Here is a 19,442-nt window from a genome sequence, read left to right on the forward strand (position 1 = left end):
GAAATTTAGAAAAAATGGCCTACAACTCAGTACAACATCATATAGTAAAGCTGCCAGCATGGCGGCGTAGGCTATTGTTGATTGGCTTATTACTGGGTTTTGCGGGATTGTTCGCACGTGGTATTTATTTGCAAAGTTTGCACAAAGAATTTTTGCAGCAAAAGGGTGACGCACGTTACAGCCGCACATTAGAGCTACAAGCGCATCGCGGAAAAATCACTGACAGAAACGGCGAGTTGCTGGCAATTAGTAGTCCAGTGGAATCCGTTTGGGCAAGTCCGCCAGATGTGAAAATCACTACAGAGCAAAAAGTAAAGCTTGCTCAATTGTTGGGTATTAAGAATAAAGAAGTTGATAAAAAATTAGCCAATCTACAGCGTGGTTTTGTGTATTTAAAACGCCGTGTAGCGCCCGATCTCGCAGCAAAAGTCATGAGCTTGCGGATTCCGGGTATTTTTTTACAGCGTGAGTACAAACGTTTTTATCCTGCTGGCGATGTGACTGCGCATATCGTTGGATTTACTGATATTAACGACAAAGGTCAGGAAGGTTTTGAGCTGGCACAAAATGCGCTTTTATCAGGCAAAGCTGGCAGTCGCAAAGTCATCAAAGACAGGCAGGGCCGCATTGTAGAAGATTTGGAAGACGTTAAAGTGCCGCAAGATGGGCATGATTTAGTGTTAAGTATTGATAGACGTCTTCAATATTTAACTTTTAGAGAGTTGTCGCGTGCAGTGGAATTGCAAAAAGCCAAAGCTGGTGCGGCGGTGATATTAGACGCAAAAACGGGTGAAGTATTGGCGATGGTGAATTTGCCGACCTACAACCCGAATAATCCCGTGAATATCAGCGGTAAAACGCGTAACCGTGTGGTTACCGATGTGTTCGAGCCTGGATCTACATTGAAATCGATTGCGGTTTCAGCAGCAATGGAATTCGGCGATTTCAAACCAGATACATTGGTGCAAACTGGGCCTGGCTATATGAAAATCGGTTCTGCGACCGTGCATGACACACATGACTATGGCATGTTGACAGTGGCTGGCGTGATACAGAAATCATCCAACGTTGGCGCATCAAAAATGGTGTTGAGCTTAAAGCGCGAAGAGCTTTGGAGCGCGTTCAATCAGTTGGGTTTTGGTTCGCGCATGAATATTGGTTTCCCCGGTGAAGCATCTGGCCGCCTGCGTCCTTATAAAACATGGCGTCCGATTGAACAAGCCACAATGTCTTATGGGCACGGCATCAGCGTGACTTTATTGCAGCTTGCACGTGCCTATACAGTGTTTGCAAATGAAGGCGAATTAAAGCCTGTTTCACTGTTAAAAATCAAAGAGTCTCCTGTGGGACATCAAGTATTTTCGGCGCAAGTCGCCAATGATATGAAAACCATGATGGAACAGGTTGTATTGCCTGGTGGCACCGCTTTAAAAGCGCAAGTGGCTGGTTATCGCGTGGGTGGTAAAACAGGCACGGCGCATAAGCTGGGTCCAAATGGTTACGAAAAAGATAAATATGTCGGTTCTTTTGTTGGGCTAGCGCCAGCATCTAATCCGCGTTTGATTATGGCAGTGATGATCGATGAACCAACAGCTGGTCAATATTACGGCGGCACGGTTGCTGCACCAGTATTTAGCGCGGTAATGTCAGATGCGTTACGCATGCTGGCTGTGCCGCAAGACGCACCTAACGATAACGTCGTCATTCCACCAGGTGTGGAAGACGTGAAAGAGGTGATATGACAAAGCCTGTTCAAAATTATCGAATCAAAACGCCTATTAAAAGTTTGACTGCAGATAGTCGGCAAGTGACGGCTGGCAGTCTGTTTTTGGCGTATCCGGGTGATAAAAGCGATGGGCGCAACTATATTGCTGACGCCATTAAAAATGGTGCCAGCGCGGTGTTATGGGATTCTACAGATTTTGAATGGAATGCCGAATGGGCTGTTGAGAATATAGGCATCAAACATCTACGTTTACAGGCGGGTAATATTGCCAATCAGTATTATAAAAAGCCTTCTGAAAAATTATGGACGATTGGCGTAACGGGCACTAATGGCAAAACGTCTATCACGCAGTGGTTAAGTCAGTGTTTTGATTATTTAGGTAAAAAGACTGCAGTCGTCGGTACGCTTGGTAACGGTTTTGCCAATGCATTAAGCGAGACGCAAAATACCACGCCAGATGCGATCTTATTACAAAGTATGTTGGCAGATTATCTAAAACAGGGCGCAGAAGTAGTAGCGCTAGAGGTCTCCTCACATGGCTTACATCAAGGTCGCGTCAATGGCGTGCATTTCGATATCGCAGTATTAAGTAATCTGTCGCGCGATCATTTGGATTATCACAGCACGTTTGCAGAATATGCCGCCGCAAAACGCCGTTTATTCGATTTTTCTGATTTGAAAATGTCAGTATTAAATTGCGATGATGAGTTTGGCCGTGAGATTGAAGAAGATTTAAAACATGCCGTTGCGCCAGTGATTACTTACGGTATTGAGCACGGCGATGTGCAGGCGACGCAATTACATTTTGAAAATACCCATTTCAGCTTTGTTGCGCTTACGCCACAAGGCGAGGCGACAGTTAAAGCTAATTTAATCGGCCGTTTTAATGTGTATAACGTGTTAGCTGTATTGGCGACTTTATTGGTTTCAAAGGTGAGTTTAAAAGATGCGGTCGATGCGATTGCGCAGATTAAATCAGTTGCTGGCCGTATGCAATCGTTAGGCGGCGGCGCGTTGCCATTGGTCATCGTCGATTATGCGCATTCGCCCGATGCACTGGAAAAAGTGTTAACCACATTAAATGAGCAAAAACCAATTGGTGCAAAATTGGTGTGTGTGTTTGGTTGCGGTGGTAATCGCGACGCAGGCAAGCGTGAATTAATGGGCAAAATTGCCAGTGATTTAGCAGATGCCATTGTGGTGACTTCGGACAATCCAAGGCATGAAAATAAACGCAAAATCATCAACGAAATCTTGCAAGGCACGCAGGGCAATTATTTGATTGAGCAAAATCGCGCCAAAGCGATCTCAGTGGGAATTTTAGCTGCCAAGCCAGGCGATATTGTGTTAATTGCTGGCAAAGGTCATGAGAAATATCAGGAGATTAAAGGCGTTAAAAATTATTTTAATGACGTTGAGCAGGCAGAAAAAGCCTTAAAAGCCTATGCGGAGTCGCTTTCATGATGACATTAGCGACAATAGCAACAGCAGTGAATGGCCAATTATTGGCTACTGACGCTGACATTCAACACTTGAAAATTGAGAGCGTGGGAACAGATAGCCGCGCGATTGTGAATGGCCAGCTTTTCGTAGCGATTAAAGGTGAATATTTTGATGGTAATCAATATGCTGAAGCAGCAATCAAACAAGGTGCTGCGGCAGTATTGGTTTCAGATGCAAACACAACAGCAAGACCAGCAATTCTGGTGGATGACACGCGTTTAGCATTGGGCCAATTAGCACATTATTGGCGCAATCAGTTTGATATGCCAGTAATTGCGATTACCGGCAGTAATGGCAAAACCACGACCAAAGAAATGTTGACGGCTATTTTAAGCGCCGCAACAAAAGATGCGCAAAAGGTGCTTTCGACAGTTGGCAATTTAAATAATGACATTGGCATGCCGTTAACTTTGCTGAAATTACGCCAACAACATGCTTATGCAGTGATTGAAATGGGCATGAACCATTTGGGCGAGATTGATTATTTAAGCCGTATCGCGCAGCCAACGGTTGCCCTGATTAACAATGCAGGCACGGCGCATATCGGCGAATTGGGTTCGCGTGACAATATCGCCAAAGCCAAAGGTGAGATTTTTAACGGCTTAAGCGCAAATGGCGTTGCGGTGCTAAATGCAGATGATGCGTTTTTTGCACTTTGGCAATCGTTAACTTTAGGCAAAAAAACCATTACTTTCGGGTTGAGTCATGCGGCTGATGTGACAGCTGAATATGCAGAGATTGATGGAGTCAATCATTTGCAATTGGCCACGCCAGCAGGAAAAGTCAGTTTTAAATTGAACGTGTTGGGTAAACATAATATTAGCAACGCGCTTGCTGCCAGTGCTGCTGCGGTTGCGCTAGGTGTGAGTAATCAAGATATTGCAAATGGCTTGCAAAACATGCAAGCCGTGCATAGTCGCTTACAACGCAAACTGGGTTTTAACGGTGCTGCGCTAATTGACGATACTTATAACGCGAATCCTGATTCCATGAAAGCCGCGATTGATGTATTGGTGACAATGGATTCGCACAGTGTTTTTGTGATGGGCGATATGGCTGAATTAGGTGCGGATGAGGCCAGCATGCATACGGAAATCGGTTTGTATGCCAAACAAAAAGGCATTAAAAATTTGCTGACATTTGGTGTGTTAAGTGCAAACGCCACCACGAGTTTTGGTGAAGGCGCGCAACATTTTTCAGTATTAGAAGATGTAATTGCAAAAGTAAAAAGCCTGATGCAAAAAAATGTAACGGTATTGGTTAAAGGTTCACGTTTTATGAAAATGGAGCGTGTGGTTAATGGGTTAGCAGAAACAAGTGGTTTAACTGAAACTGATGACTTAACACTAGAAAACCAACAAAAAAGTTTAACGGAGGATGCATCATGTTATTAGAACTTACACGCTGGCTAGCGCACGATGTTCGTGGTTTTAATGTGTTTAATTACATTACATTGCGCGCGGTGATGGCTACCTTAACAGCATTAATCATCTCATTTGTGGTCGGCCCAACCATGATTCGTAAGTTGACCGAATACAAAGTGGGACAAGCCGTGCGCGATGATGGACCGCAAACGCATTTGGTCAAAGCCGGTACGCCAACCATGGGCGGCGCACTGATTCTAGTGGCGATTGGCATTGCAACCATCTTGTGGGGCGATTTGCACAATAAATATATTTGGGTGGTGCTAGTGACAACGCTAGGTTTTGGTGCGATTGGCTGGGTAGATGATTACCGCAAAGTTGTGTACAAAAACCCTAAAGGCTTATCGGCAAAAGCCAAATACTTTTGGCAAAGCGTGATTGGCCTTGGCGTAGCGATATTCTTATTCCATACATCCACACATCCAGCGGAAACGACTTTAATCGTACCGTTTTTCAAAACGCTAGTGCTGCCGCTGGGCGCAGTTGGTTTTATTGTGCTGACTTATTTGGTTATTGTTGGCTCCAGCAATGCCGTGAATCTGACAGACGGCTTAGACGGCTTGGCAATTATGCCAACTGTGATGGTCGGCAGCGCATTGGCGATATTCGCTTACTTGGCAGGGCATTTGTATTTCTCAAAATATTTGGGTATTCCTTATGTGGCTGGCGCAGGCGAGTTAATGGTGTTCTGCGCGGCCATGGCTGGCGCTGGTTTAGGATTTTTATGGTTTAACGCCTATCCGGCAGAAGTATTTATGGGCGATGTTGGTGCGTTGGCTTTGGGTGCGGCACTTGGCGTTGTAGCGGTGATTGTGCGCCAAGAAATCGTGCTGTTTATTATGGGTGGCGTATTTGTGGTGGAGACGTTTTCGGTGGCGCTGCAAGTCATGTATTTCAAATATACCAAATTCCGCACTGGCGTTGGTCGGCGCATCTTTTTGATGGCGCCGCTACATCATCATTACGAACAAAAAGGCTGGAAAGAAACGCAAGTAGTCGTGCGATTCTGGATTATTACCATGATGTTAGTTTTAGTCGGCTTATCTACTTTAAAACTCAGATGAAAATAACCTTAAAAGACAAAAAAGTATTGGTGTTAGGTCTCGGTGATACGGGTCTATCTGCCTTGCATTGGCTGGAAAGCCAAGGCGCGATTTTGTCTGCCGCTGATTCGCGCGTTAATCCGCCGAGTGTGGAAGATGTGACTAAACGTATGCCGCAAGTAATTATTCATACTGGGCCGTTTGATTCAGCTGTATTCAAGCAAGCCGATTTAATCGTGATTAGTCCTGGTGTAGCTCTTAGCGAATCAGCGGTACAAGCGGCAATTGCACATGGCGTGCCAGTGATCGGCGATGTGGAGTTGTTTGCGCAGTATCGTCCAAAAGATGCAAAAGTGATTGCAATCACTGGCTCAAATGGTAAAACCACAGTGACGACTTTGGTCGGCGAAATCTGCAAAGAAGCAGGTTTAAAAACCATCGTTGCCGGCAATATCGGCTTGCCAGTGTTAGAAGCATTGATGATGCAAACGCCAGATGTGTATGTGTTAGAGCTATCCAGTTTTCAGTTAGAAACGACACATCACTTAAGCTGCGATAGCGCGACAGTATTGAATGTCAGTGAAGATCACATGGACAGATACGCGGATATCGACGCTTACATTGCTGCCAAAGCACGGATTCTTGCACATGCAAAAACAGCAGTGCTGAACCGGGATGACGCAGTGAGTTTAGGCCTTCAGGCCAAAGAGCAAAATACCAATACAGTAACATTTGGCCTAAATGCCGCGCCAACTTATGAAGATTTTGGTTTGGTGACCTGCGATGGTGAGCAGTGCTTAACCAGCGGCCAGCGAAAGTTAATGCCAACCAATCAATTAAAAATCAGTGGCTTACATAATGTGGCGAATGCGCTTGCCGCAGCAGCTTTATGCAACGCTATTGATATTGAAAAAGCCGCAATCGCCAGCGCATTACGCAATTTCAAAGGTTTGCCGCACCGCGTGGAATGGGTGGCAACTGTTAACGAAGTCGATTTTTATGATGATTCAAAAGGTACCAATGTGGGCGCAACTTGTGCGGCTATTGCCGGTATGGTTAAACAAGGTGAGCCACAAAAAGTGGTGTTGATTGCTGGCGGTGATGGTAAAGGTCAAGATTTTGCGCCGTTATTGCCCGCTGTCAAAGCCAATGCGCGTGCAGTCGTTTTAATTGGACGCGATGCTGCACTGATTGAAGCGGTTCTATTGCCCTCTGAAATAGCGCTTTATCATGCTGCCGATTTGCCAGAAGCGGTGAATATTGCACAAAAAATAGCGTTAAGTGGCGATGCGGTGTTGTTGTCGCCGGCTTGCGCCAGCTTTGATATGTTTAAAAATTATGTGCATCGTGCAGAAGTATTTGTAGCCGCAGTAAAACGCTTGCAACAAACAGCAATGCAAAAGGTGGCAGCATGTTAGCACCGGTGATGCACAGCCGTGAGCGTATTAACGCATCCAGTTACGACCAAATGTTGTTATGGGTGACTTTGATATTGCTCGGCTTAGGGCTGGTGATGGTGTATTCAGCCTCCATTGCGATTGCCGAAGCGGATAAAGCCGTTGGTCATCAAAGCACTTATTACCTGATTCGTCAGGCGATTTTTATCGTCATAGGCTTGGCTGCCGCTTTAGTCACGTTTCAAGTGCCTATAGCTGGTTGGCAAAAAATGGCGCCGTACTTATTTTTACTCGGTTTATTTTTATTGGTATTGGTGCTCATTCCGGGTGTTGGGCGCAACGTCAATGGCAGCCAGCGCTGGTTGTCTTTGTTTGTCATCAATTTACAGCCATCAGAGTTGATGAAGCTATTCGCCGCCATGTATGTAGCCGATTATGCCGTGCGCAAAGCGCCGCAAATGGACAGCATCGTAAAAGGATTTTTGCCGATGGTTGCGGTGATGGTGTTGGTTGGGTTCTTATTATTACGCGAACCAGATTTCGGCGCATTTGCAGTGATTGCCGCCGTTTCAATTTCTATACTTTGGCTGGGCGGCATTAACGTCAAAATCTTCATCGCGCTATTGGCATTGTTGCCGGTTGCAATTTATGTACTGATTGTCAGCTCACCTTACCGCATGCAGCGCGTGATTGGTTTTATGGATCCGTGGGCAGATCCGTATGGTAAAGGCTATCAGCTTTCTCACGCGTTAATCGCATTTGGTCGCGGTGAGTGGTTTGGCGTAGGTTTGGGCGCTAGTGTGGAAAAGTTATTGTATTTGCCAGAAGCACATACCGACTTTTTATTAGCGGTGATTGCAGAAGAATTGGGCTTTGTAGGTGTGTTAACAGTGTTGGGACTCTTTTGCTGGATCATCATTCGCGCTTTTGGTATTGGCAAAGAAGCGGTGGCGAACGAACGCTATTTCGCAGCTTTGTTGGCACAAGGTTTGGGTGTGTGGATGGGCGTGCAAGGCATTATTAATATTGGCGTGAATATGGGCGTACTACCAACCAAAGGCTTAACGCTGCCATTGCTGTCATTTGGCGGAAGCGGCATCTTAGCGAATTGCATCGCAATGGCAGTGCTATTAAGAATCGATTTTGAGAACAGAAGGTTGCAGAAAGGGCTGCCAGCATGATGCTCGCTTCCCCCGTTACTGAGTACGGAAAATTCACCATCATGATTATGGCGGGCGGCACGGGCGGTCACGTCTACCCTGCAATGGCGGTGGCAGATCACTTAAAAGAGCATGGCTGGAATGTGGTTTGGTTGTGCACCGAAGGCGGCATGGAAAATCGCTTGATTGCAGGCAAAGATTACCGCAAAGCGATGATTACTATGCGCGGTGTGCGCGGTAAAGGTATTTTGGGCTGGCTATTATTGCCGCTTAAATTAGCCACGGCGTTTAAACAAAGCTTCACTGCTATCCGCAAATATCAGCCAGATGTTGTATTGGGGATGGGTGGTTTTGCTGCATTCCCAGGTGGCGTAATGGCAAAATTATTAGGTAAACCACTGGTGATTCATGAGCAAAACTCAATTGCAGGCTTAACCAATAAAGTATTGAGCTTAATTGCGGATAAAACATTAGCGGCTTTTCCATCCGCGTTTGGCGATAAAGCTGAATTAGTCGGTAATCCTGTGCGGCAAGATATTACGCAATTGCCATTTCCGGCACAGCGTTATGCGAATCACCAAGGCAAACTGAAATTGCTGATAGTGGGCGGTAGTTTGGGCGCGACAGCACTAAATGAAGTGTTACCAAAAGCCATTGCGACATTAGCTGAAAGTGATCGCCCAGAAGTGATTCATCAGGCGGGTGAAAAGCACATCGCTGCTTTGCAAGCCAACTACAAAGCAGCTGGCGTGAGCGCCGATACAAAAGCATTTATACATAATATGGCCGAATTATATGCTTGGGCAGATGTAGTCGTTTGTCGTTCAGGTGCGCTCACTGTGGCTGAATTAGCTTGCGTGGGCGTTGCCAGTATTTTGGTACCGTTTCCGCATGCGGTGGATGACCATCAAACGCATAACGCTAAATATTTGAGTGATGCAGGTGCGGCGCAATTGATTCAGCAAACAGCATTTAATACGCAAAAAGCCAGTGAAATAATAAGCGACTTAACACGTGAAATGTGCCAAAAAATGGCTGTTAATGCGAAAAAATTAGCTAAGCCAGAAGCAACCGCGGCCGTTGCAAGAATTTGCATGGAGTTGGCGATATGAAGCATAAAGTTAAAAACATCCACTTCATCGGCATCGGCGGTGCAGGTATGAGCGGCATTGCGGAAGTGTTAATCAACTTGGGATTCAGTGTGTCTGGCTCTGATTTGGCAAACAACGCTACTACACAGCGTTTACATGGTTTTGGCGCAACGGTTTATCAAGGGCACGCTACAGAAAATTTAAAAAATGCAGATGTGGTTGTGGTGTCATCTGCGGTGAATGAAGCAAATCCTGAAGTGATTGCGGCGCGCACCAAAAATATTCCTGTGGTGCCGCGCGCACTAATGCTCGCAGAGTTGATGCGTTTTAGACAGGGAATCGCTGTAGCCGGAACTCATGGTAAGACAACGACGACTAGCTTGATTGCCAGTATTTTGAACGAAGCAGGAATGGATCCCACTTTTGTGATTGGTGGCAAGTTAGAAGCTGCTAGTGCCAATGCACGTTTGGGCACGGGTGAATATATCGTGGCTGAAGCAGATGAGTCAGATGCTTCCTTCCTGCATCTGACACCAGTGATGGCGGTTGTGACCAATATCGACCAAGACCACATGGACACTTATGAACATAGCTTTGAAAAGTTAAAAAGCGCGTTTGTGGAATTCTTACAGCAGTTGCCGTTTTGGGGCATGGCGGTTGTGTGTATCGATGACGCAAATATTCGCGAAATCTTACCGCGCGTGACTAAGCCAGTGATGACCTATGGTTTTTCTGATGATGCACGCATCCGCGCGACAAACGTGCGCGCAGATAATGGCCAAATGCATTTTACGGTTGAGCGTATCAATGGCGTAACGACAACGTTTGACGTGACGCTTAATTTGCCAGGCAATCATTATGTGTTGAACGCATTGGCAGCGATTGCGATTGCCAGTGAGTTAAATATAAGTGACGCCGCAATGATCAAGGCTTTGGCTGAATTTAAAGGTGTAGGCAGACGTTTTGAGCGTTATGGCGAAGTGGCTATTCATGCAGTCGACGGCAAAACAGCTGGCACATTTACATTAATTGATGATTACGGACATCATCCAGTGGAAATGCAAGCGGTGATTGCGGCGGCGCGCGGTGCTTTCCCTGACAGACGTTTAGTAATGGCATTTCAGCCACATCGTTACACGCGAACCCGCGATTGTTTTGAGGATTTTGTGCGCGTACTTTCGACTGCCGATGCGGTATTGCTGACAGAAGTCTATTCCGCAGGCGAAGCCGCGATTGTAGCGGCGGATACTCGCAGTTTGATTCGTTCCATTCGCGTGGCAGGCAAAGTAGAGCCGCAATTTGTCGAAACAACAGAAGAGTTGCCATCAGCCATTTTAAATGTCGTGCAATCAGGTGATGTGGTGATTGTGATGGGCGCCGGCTCAATCGGCCAAGTGGCAAGTAAGACTAAGGATTTAGCACTTAACACCATAGAAAGCGCAAAAAGTTAATGGTGCAAACTGAGGCAAAAATGCAATCGCAATTGCTCAAAAACGAGCCACTGGCGCGCTATACCAGTTGGCGCGTTGGTGGAAATGCAGACAGCGTATTCATTGCGGAAAGTTTGAGTGAGTTACAAGCATTTTTACAAAGTTTAGATGATGCAGAACTGATTGTATTTATGGGACTTGGCAGCAATTTACTGGTACGCGATGGTGGCGTGCGCGGCACGGTTATTGTCATGCATCAAGCCTTAAGCGATTTGAGAATGGATGGGCAATATATCTATGCAGAAGCAGGTGTGACTTGCGGAAAATTGGCTAGGTTCAGTGCTAATCATGCAAAAGACGGTGCGGAATTTATGGCCGGAATTCCTGGAACAGTGGGCGGCGCATTAGCAATGAACGCAGGTTGTTACGGCAGTGAGACTTGGAATATCGTGCATCAAGTATTAACCATTGATAGAGCTGGCATCACGCATGTGCGTAATGGTTCGGAATTTACAGCTAGCTATCGGCATATTGAAATGCCAGTATTGGATGAATGGTTTTTAGGTGCGTGGTTTAAGTTGGAACTTGGCCAACCAGAGCAATCGTTGAAAAAGATTAAGAATCTATTGGCGGCACGTTTGGCAAGCCAACCGCTTAATTTGCCTAGCGCTGGTTCTACGTTTAGAAATCCGCAAGGTGATTTTGCAGCAAGATTAATTGAAGCCAGCGGCTTAAAAGGCTTTCAAATTGGTGGCGCTCAAGTTTCGCCAAAGCATGCCAACTTTATTGTGAATGTGGGCGAATGCACGGCGTTGGATATCGAATTATTGATTAGACACATTAAAGATGTGGTTTTAGAAAAGCAAGGCGTGGCACTACAACAAGAGGTGAGAGTGATTGGCGAATATGCGTGATGAGATGAAAAAATTTGGAAAAGTGGCTGTGTTGCTTGGTGGTAAATCGGGCGAGCGTGAAGTGTCGCTTAAAAGCGGCTCTGCTGTATTGGCGGCATTAAAGCGCCAAGGTGTAGATGCCGTAGCGTTTGATCCTGTCAATGAAGCCTTAAGTGAGGTAAGCAAATTTGACCGTGTATTTATTTCCTTGCATGGTCGTTTTGGCGAGGATGGCACGATTCAAGGCGCGTTGGAATTAATGGACATTCCGTTCACAGGCAGTGGTGTGATGGCGTCTAGCTTAGGTATGGATAAATGGCGCACCAAGCTGATGTGGCGTGCTGTTGGCGTTGCGACACCAGATTTTGAGTTGGTGAATGCTGACAGTGACTTTGCTGCAATTGAGCAGAAATTAGGTTTGCCACTATTTGTAAAGCCGGCCAATGAAGGTTCCAGTATTGGCATCAGTAAAGTGAAGCAAGCGGGTGGTTTAAAAGCGGCTTATGCATTAGCTGCTGAGGCAGATCCGTTGGTGATTGCAGAGCAGTTTGTCGGTGGCGGTGAATATACCGTCGGTATTTTGGGTGATCAGGTTTTACCGATTATCAAAATAGTCCCCAAAACTGAATTTTATGATTTTGATGCGAAATACCTGCGCGATGACACCGAGTATTTGTGCCCATGCGGATTAAGTGCAGAAAAAGAAGCATTGATACAACGTGAAGCCTTGCAAGCATTTCGTGCCATTGGTTGTAGCGGTTGGGGCAGGGTAGATTTTCTGATGGATGAGCAAGGCAATCACTATTTTTTAGAGGTTAACACCAGCCCAGGCATGACAGATCATAGTTTGGTGCCAATGGCTGCCAAAGCAGCAGGACTTTCTTTTGACGAATTAGTGGTGAAGATTTTAACGATGACATTGGGTGTTAAGAATGTGGGATAAACCCCGCCTATTAAATTGGTTAGCCAATTTACTATATGCCATGTCGGTAGTGTTAATGCTGTACGCCTTGATATTCGTCGTGGTGCATTTGCCTATTTTTCCGCTACGCGAAGTGAAAGTGAATGGCGAATTAGCACATGTGAATCGTGAGCAGATTAAGTTGATTGTAGCCAAACATTTAAAAGGTAATTTTTTTACCTTGGATTTAGTCAAGACACGCGATGCGTTTCAAAAACTGCCTTGGGCGCGCGATGTAAGCGTGCGCCGTCGCTGGCCAGACCAGTTGGAAGTGTCGATTGAAGAGCATCAGGCACTGGCGCGTTGGGGCAATATTGCGCTGGTGAATACGCATGGCGAATTATTCCAAGCGGCGACAGATGCGGAATTACCTGTGTTTTATGGGCCGGGAGATGGCGTGATGGAAGTCACTAAAAGTTACGGAAACTATAGCCAGATTTTAAATAAAGCCGACATCAAAATAGCGCAAGTGACGTTATCGCCACGCCGCTCTTGGGAAATTAAGACAAATAAAGGGTTAACTATTGCATTAGGTCGTACAGAAATGGATGAGCGTTTGAATAAATTCACCGGCGCTTACCAATCGACATTAAGCCGATTAGGGCTAAAAGTAGTTTATGCCGATTTGCGCTATCCGAATGGGTTTGCCGTGCGTAAACCAGAGGGATTAAGTGCTTTGTTAAGTAGAGAGTTGGCAGCAAAAAAAGCGTTAATGGCAACTGAAAAAAAATCGCTTATTGCACCTAATCCTGTACATAAACCTGCACTGGAGCCTGGGGCAAAGGCGACATAACTGAAACAATTTGGCCTAGTGATATGTTTGGCAAACAAAATGAAAAAAGGGAGTAAATAATGAGTAAGGTTCGTGAAGATAAAAACCTAATTGTCGGGTTAGATATCGGCACATCAAAGATCGTGACTATCGTCGCCGAGCTGTTGCCAGAAGGCACTTTAAAGGTGATTGGTCTTGGTCAGCATGTGTCGCGCGGCCTTAAAAAAGGCGTGGTAATCAATATTGATTCCACTATGCAGGCGATTCAACGCTCAATCGAAGAAGCGGAGTTGATGGCGGATTGCAAAATCAATGCGGTGTTTACCGGTATTGCTGGTAGCCATATTAAAAGCCTTAACTCGCACGGCATGGTGAAGATTAAAGATGCAGAAGTATCGCAAATGGATATTGACCGCGTGGTAGAAACCGCGCGCGCGATTGCGTTGCCAGCTGATCAGCAAATTCTGCATATTCTGACGCAAGAATTCATTATCGATGGCCAAGATGATGTGCGCGATCCACTCGGTATGAGCGGCATGAAACTGGAAGCGAAAGTGCACATCGTCACTGGCGCGGTAGCGGCTGCGCAAAATATCGTTAAGTGCATCAAGCGTTGCGGTTTAGAAGTCAGTGATTTGATTCTACAACCATTGGCTTCAAGTGTCGCTGTGCTGACAGATGATGAAAAAGATCTAGGCGTTTGCCTGGTAGATATTGGCGGCGGCACGACTGATATCGCGGTATTTAAAAACGGCTCTATCCGTCACACAGCGGTAGTACCAATTGCTGGCGACCAGATTACCAATGACGTTGCCGTGGCTTTCCGCACGCCAACTCAATCGGCAGAAGATATTAAAGTGAAATATGGTTGCGCTTTGCGCCAATTAGCCGATGCACGCGAAATCGTTGAAGTGCCCGGTGTAGATGGCCGCGAAGCACGTCAATTATCGGTACAAACACTTGCGGAAGTTATTGAACCACGCGTGGTAGAGCTATATGAGTTTGTGTTGCAAGAGCTACGCCGCAGCGGCATGGAGGAAATGATTGCTTCTGGCATCGTGATTACTGGTGGGTCTGCGATGATGCGCGGCATGATCGAGCTGGGCGAAGAGATTTTCCACATGCCAGTACGTTTGGGTATGCCACGTTATGTGGGTGGATTATCTGAAGTCATCAGTAATCCGCGTTATGCAACAGGTGTTGGTTTGATTTTGATGGGCAAGCAGCAATTAGAGCGTCAAATTAGTGGGCAAATGGAATCGAATTCAATCAGTCGTTTGTTTGAAAAAATGAAGTCGTGGTTTCAGGGTAATTTTTAGTTAACAGTATTTTTGGGTTAGAAAGTAATTTAAGTAGTTGTTTTTTAGTGTTTTTTAAGTGTTAAGTATGGGTAATAGGGCAGCGTTTAATGCGAGTTAAACGCAAATATTAAAGGCAAAAAGGAGATAAAAATGTTTGAAATTATGGAAAAAGATTCACAAGAAGCAGTCATCAAGGTGATTGGTGTAGGTGGTTGCGGCGGCAACGCGATTAATCACATGATTAGCAAAAATGTATTGGGCGTAGAATTTATTAGCGCGAATACCGATGCACAAGCTCTGAAGAAAAGCTCTGCAACCAAAACGATTCAAATCGGTTCAGAAATTACCAAAGGCTTGGGCGCAGGCGCAAAACCAGAAGTAGGTCGTGAAGCGGCATTAGAAGATCGTGATCGTATCGCGGAAATGATCGATGGCGCGGATATGTTGTTCATCACTGCTGGTATGGGTGGCGGTACAGGTACTGGCGCGGCGCCAATTATTGCTGAAGTAGCCAAAGAAATGGGCATTTTAACCGTAGCTGTTGTGACTAAACCATTCGCTTTTGAAGGCAAACGCACTAAAGTGGCGACAGAAGGTCTAGAAGAGTTGTCACAACACGTGGATTCATTGATTGTGATTCCTAACGAAAAATTGATGGAAGTGTTGGGTGAAGACGTGCCTTTCACAGAAGCATTCAGTGCCGCGAACGACGTACTACATAATGCTGTCTCAGGTATTGCGGAGATCATTAATTGCCCAGGTTTGGTAAACGTTGACTTTGCCGATGTACGCACAGTAATGTCTGAGATGGGTATGGCGATGATGGGTTCTGCAGAAGCCAGTGGCGTAAACCGCGCGATGATTGCAGCAGAACAAGCCGTTGCAAGCCCATTATTAGAAGACGTCAACTTAGCCAATGCGCGTGGCGTTTTAGTGAATATCACCGCAAGTGCCAGCTTTAAAATGAAAGAGTATTATGATGTGATGAACACCATTAAAGCGTTCACTGCAGATGATGCGACCGTGATTGTCGGTAATGTGGTTGACGAAAGCATGGGCGATAAATTGCGCGTAACCATGGTGGCAACTGGTTTAAACGGTGCTGTTGCACGTCGCCAACAAAAACCAGAATTGCGTGTAATGACGACTTTGATGACAGGTACGAATAGTCAGCCAGTATTTGTAGGCGAAGTTGAAGACGAAGCACCGGCAGTGTTTAGTCAAAATAATCGTCGCGCGCAAGTAGAAGCGATGAAAATGTCAGGTGTTGAAGAATATGACATCCCTGCATTTTTACGCAAACAAGCAGATTAATAGTGGCAACATTTGTTAAAATGCAAAGTAAGAACTGATTGATATGTTTTGTCATAATAAAGGGAACAAACTAGTTGATTCTAGCTAGAAATAGTTAGTTTATATTTGGAAATATTAAGTGCTAAAGCAGAGAACATTAAAAAAACAGATTAGTGCTACTGGCGTTGGTTTGCATAATGGTGAAAAAGTCACGCTGACTTTGAAACCGGCGGCAATCGATACTGGCATTATATTTAAGCGCGCCGATTTGCCCGGAGCGCCGACGATACAAGCACAACCTGACGCAGTGCGTGATACGCGCATGTGTTCTGCCCTAGAACATAATGGTGCGCGTGTCGCCACTGTTGAGCACTTAATGTCTGCGCTGGCTGGTTTGGGCGTAGATAATATTCTGATAGAAGTCACTGCCTCTGAGATTCCGATCATGGATGGCAGTGCTGGGCCCTTTATTTATTTGCTGCAATCGGCTGGCATCGTGGAGCAGTCTGCCGCAAAAAAATTCATTAAAATCAAAAAACTAGTTGAAGTAAAAGAAGGTGATAAATGGGTGAAATTCGAGCCTTATCACGGTTTTAAAATGGATTTCACCATTGATTTTGCACATCCTGTTTTTGAGAATTCGGGCAGCAACGTCAAAATAGATTTTAAAGATAATACTTATATTAAAGAAATCAGCCGAGCCAGAACATTTGGTTTTATGCATGAAGTGGAATACCTACGCGCCAATGGATTAGCGCGTGGCGGCAGTTTAGATAATGCCATTGTGTTAGATGAATATCGCATTTTAAATACCGATGGCCTACGTTATGACGATGAATTTGCCAAACATAAAGTGTTGGATGCAATCGGCGATTTATATATGCTTGGCCATCCATTATTAGGTGCATTTACCGCGTTTAAATCTGGCCATGCGTTAAATAATGCCTTACTGATTGCATTGTTGGCAGATGCCGACGCTTGGGAATTTGCGACTTTTGATAACATTGACGAAGCGCCAAAAGGCTTTCAAGATCAAATCGCATTTTTTACGCCTAAACTGATGCCGCATTTTATTTAACGATTAAACAGATAACGATCAGTTTTTAAACGATAGCGTTTAGATTCCAATCATTCAAATCATGGCAATTATCCGCTTAACTATTGTTTTAGTTTTTCTCACAAGCTTAGTATTGTTGGCGCTATATCTAGTCACACGCAATAAAAGGTATTTAACCATCATAAAACAAATCCTCACCTACACAGGCTGGATGTTGGTTGTAGTTACACTGCTTTACTTAATAGCTAGGGTTATCCGACTTTAGAAGACGTCTAAAAAGAGGTTCGGTTAATATGCGCGCTTTAAATTATTTCAAATTCAATTACTTTAAAAGCAGCTATTTTAAATGCATCGTTGCATTGCTAACGCTATCTGCCAGCACTGGTTTTGCTGCCAGCGGCGATGATGAGTTTTTACTTGCACGTGACGCTTACAGTAAAAAAAATGCTATCGCATTATCTGAATTTACCCAGCAGCTACAAGATGAGCACTATATTCTTGCACCTTATGCTGAATATTGGCTGATGTTATTGAGCCTAAATGAAGCAGATAACAAAACCATCGTCGATTTTATTAATACTTATAGTGATTATCCTTTTTCAGCAAAACTACGCGCCGAGTATTTAAAAAAACTCGGTAAAGAGCAAGACTGGTCAAGTTTCGCCACTGAATACGCGCGTTATAAACAAGAAGATGCGGCAGTTGCGTGTTATGCGGCAGAGGCGAATGCAGTTTTAGACGATGTGAAATCGCTACAAAATGCAAAAGCTTTATGGATGCAAGCGAAAGAGCAGCCGAGTAATTGCAATAGTTTGTTTGATCGTATGCAAGTGGCCAATGTATTGACTGAGGAAGATATTTGGGGGCGCTTCCGTTTGGCGTTAACGGATAATCGTATCAGTCTTGCTAAAGGTATTCTGCAACGCAGTAAAACGTTTGAAGCTAGCCAAAACAAGTTAATCGATAAAGTCATGGCAAACCCTAGCGCGGCATTAACCAAAAGAACGATTGGTTTTAACACGCGATTAGGCCGCGAGCTTAATTTGACAGCGCTGAATCGAGTCGCAAAAACTAACTCGTTACAAGCGTTAAGTCTGTTTAATAAACTAGCAGATTCCATTCAAACGGACGATAAAAAATTCTTTTATGGGCGATTAGCTTTATATGCCGCGCAAAGGCATGAGCCGCAAGCGCAAGATTGGTTTAAATTAGCCAGCAATGATGGTAAAACGAATGGCTTAAATAATGACCAAATGGCTTGGTATGCGCGCGCTGCGTTGCGAGATAAAAATTGGAAAAACCTACTCGCAGTTATCGAAAAAATGGATGCAACCCAGTCTGAAGAAGCCGCTTGGCGTTATTGGAAAGCACGTGCGTTAAAAACGCAAAATCAAACTTTAGAGGCTAATACCTTGTTTGCCAAGCTGTCAGTAGAGCGCCACTTTTACGGCTGGTTGGCGCAAGATGAGCTGGAAGGTTTTGTTACTGCGCCATTAAATACTTATAAAACTTCAGAGGCCGATGTAAAAGCGATTGCTGCAATACCAGCGATTCAGCGTGCGCAGGCATTACAAGGTTTAGACTTTTTGTGGGAAGCAAAAGCAGAATGGGTAATGGCGATTCAGGCATTTGATGATAGCCAATTGATTGCCGCAGCAGAGTTCGCATCACGTCAAAAATGGCATGATCTAGCCATTATCACGGCTGATAAAACCACGGAGCTACATGATTTTGCACTGCGCTACCCAACGCCATATCGCAACTTGATGAAATCTGCTGCAAACGACCAAGCAATCGATGAAGCTTGGGTTTATGGCATTACGCGCCAAGAAAGCCGTTTTATGGTTGCGGCAAAATCAGGCGTGGGCGCTGCAGGTTTAATGCAACTAATGCCAGCAACGGCCAAATGGATTGCCAGCAAAGCCGGTGTTGAAAATTATCACAATGGCATGATTCATGAAATGGATACGAATATTGCATTGGGCACTTATTACTTGCGTTACACCTTAGATTTAATGAATGGCCAGCCTGTGATGGCAACCGCGGCTTATAATGCTGGCCCCAGTCGCGCAAGAAAATGGCAGGCAGATGTGCCGCTAGAAGGTGCGATTTATGCGGAAACGATTCCATTTAGCGAAACGCGCACTTATGTACAAAGAGTGATGGCAAACGCGCATTTATACGCGCATCAACTCGGGTTAAAGCCGATAACATTAAAACAAAGATTAGGTATTATTCCCAGTAATACAGGGTTAATCAGCGATAATGCTGGTGTTAACAGTGCCGCAGTGACGAATGTGGACGCTGAAAATGTGAATCAAAATAATGCAACTCAGAGTAATATTGAATCTACGCCAGCGGCGGATGAGTAGTTTAAGTAATTAAAAGATT

15 protein-coding genes are annotated in these 19,442 nt (G+C 45.0%); all 15 read left to right on the forward strand.

Annotation, left to right across the window (positions count from 1 at the left end; translation table 11 throughout):
• Nucleotides 1-14: 14 nt before the first annotated feature.
• The 15 genes from METVE_RS0106675 (at nt 15) to METVE_RS0106745 (ending at nt 19,423) form a co-directional block, all read left to right on the forward strand.
• On the forward strand, nt 15-1,742 hold the full coding sequence (locus tag METVE_RS0106675; RefSeq protein WP_020167684.1) for a peptidoglycan D,D-transpeptidase FtsI family protein: 1,728 nt from the start codon (nt 15-17) through the stop codon (nt 1,740-1,742).
• Nucleotides 1,739-3,190 (forward strand): UDP-N-acetylmuramoyl-L-alanyl-D-glutamate--2,6-diaminopimelate ligase, encoded by a 1,452-nt coding sequence (locus METVE_RS0106680; protein ID WP_020167685.1) that lies wholly within the window; start codon nt 1,739-1,741, stop codon nt 3,188-3,190. Before METVE_RS0106675 ends, METVE_RS0106680 begins: the two co-directional genes overlap by 4 nt.
• A complete protein-coding gene (locus METVE_RS0106685; RefSeq protein ID WP_020167686.1) occupies nt 3,187-4,623 on the forward strand; it encodes a UDP-N-acetylmuramoyl-tripeptide--D-alanyl-D-alanine ligase in 1,437 nt (478 codons plus the stop codon). The genes METVE_RS0106680 and METVE_RS0106685 overlap by 4 nt, the downstream gene beginning before the upstream one ends.
• Nucleotides 4,614-5,717: a phospho-N-acetylmuramoyl-pentapeptide-transferase gene (gene mraY, locus METVE_RS0106690; protein ID WP_020167687.1), complete on the forward strand. Its 1,104-nt coding sequence runs from the start codon at nt 4,614-4,616 to the stop codon at nt 5,715-5,717. The genes METVE_RS0106685 and mraY overlap by 10 nt, the downstream gene beginning before the upstream one ends.
• Entirely contained in the window at nt 5,714-7,114 is a 1,401-nt protein-coding gene (murD, locus tag METVE_RS0106695; protein WP_020167688.1) for a UDP-N-acetylmuramoyl-L-alanine--D-glutamate ligase, read from the forward strand. The genes mraY and murD overlap by 4 nt, the downstream gene beginning before the upstream one ends.
• Nucleotides 7,108-8,274, forward strand: a complete 1,167-nt coding sequence (gene ftsW / locus METVE_RS0106700) for a putative lipid II flippase FtsW (RefSeq protein WP_232415421.1) — start codon at nt 7,108-7,110, stop codon at nt 8,272-8,274. The genes murD and ftsW overlap by 7 nt, the downstream gene beginning before the upstream one ends.
• A complete protein-coding gene (gene murG / locus METVE_RS0106705) occupies nt 8,271-9,365 on the forward strand; it encodes an undecaprenyldiphospho-muramoylpentapeptide beta-N-acetylglucosaminyltransferase (protein ID WP_020167690.1) in 1,095 nt (364 codons plus the stop codon). Before ftsW ends, murG begins: the two co-directional genes overlap by 4 nt.
• Complete coding sequence (gene murC / locus METVE_RS0106710; protein ID WP_020167691.1) at nt 9,362-10,795, forward strand: UDP-N-acetylmuramate--L-alanine ligase; 1,434 nt, start codon at nt 9,362-9,364, stop codon at nt 10,793-10,795. Before murG ends, murC begins: the two co-directional genes overlap by 4 nt.
• On the forward strand, nt 10,795-11,688 hold the full coding sequence (gene murB, locus METVE_RS0106715) for a UDP-N-acetylmuramate dehydrogenase (RefSeq protein WP_020167692.1): 894 nt from the start codon (nt 10,795-10,797) through the stop codon (nt 11,686-11,688). Before murC ends, murB begins: the two co-directional genes overlap by 1 nt.
• Nucleotides 11,681-12,610 carry a D-alanine--D-alanine ligase gene (locus tag METVE_RS0106720; RefSeq protein ID WP_020167693.1) on the forward strand — a complete coding sequence of 310 codons (930 nt, stop codon included), beginning with the start codon at nt 11,681-11,683 and terminating at the stop codon, nt 12,608-12,610. The genes murB and METVE_RS0106720 overlap by 8 nt, the downstream gene beginning before the upstream one ends.
• On the forward strand, nt 12,600-13,421 hold the full coding sequence (locus tag METVE_RS0106725) for a cell division protein FtsQ/DivIB (RefSeq protein WP_020167694.1): 822 nt from the start codon (nt 12,600-12,602) through the stop codon (nt 13,419-13,421). Before METVE_RS0106720 ends, METVE_RS0106725 begins: the two co-directional genes overlap by 11 nt.
• Nucleotides 13,422-13,480: 59 nt before the next feature.
• Nucleotides 13,481-14,719 (forward strand): cell division protein FtsA, encoded by a 1,239-nt coding sequence (gene ftsA / locus METVE_RS0106730; RefSeq protein WP_020167695.1) that lies wholly within the window; start codon nt 13,481-13,483, stop codon nt 14,717-14,719.
• Nucleotides 14,720-14,851: 132 nt separating this feature from the next.
• A complete protein-coding gene (ftsZ, locus tag METVE_RS0106735; RefSeq protein ID WP_020167696.1) occupies nt 14,852-16,015 on the forward strand; it encodes a cell division protein FtsZ in 1,164 nt (387 codons plus the stop codon).
• A 118-nt stretch (nt 16,016-16,133) separates the two neighbouring features.
• Entirely contained in the window at nt 16,134-17,072 is a 939-nt protein-coding gene (gene lpxC / locus METVE_RS0106740; RefSeq protein ID WP_020167697.1) for a UDP-3-O-acyl-N-acetylglucosamine deacetylase, read from the forward strand.
• Between the two features lie 272 nt (nt 17,073-17,344).
• Nucleotides 17,345-19,423, forward strand: coding sequence for a lytic transglycosylase domain-containing protein (locus tag METVE_RS0106745; RefSeq protein ID WP_020167698.1), 2,079 nt, complete (start codon nt 17,345-17,347; stop codon nt 19,421-19,423).
• Nucleotides 19,424-19,442: the final 19 nt, after the last annotated feature.

This window comes from Methylotenera versatilis 79 (assembly GCF_000384375.1).
GTDB classification, from domain to species: Bacteria; Pseudomonadota; Gammaproteobacteria; order Burkholderiales; family Methylophilaceae; genus Methylotenera_A; species Methylotenera_A versatilis_B.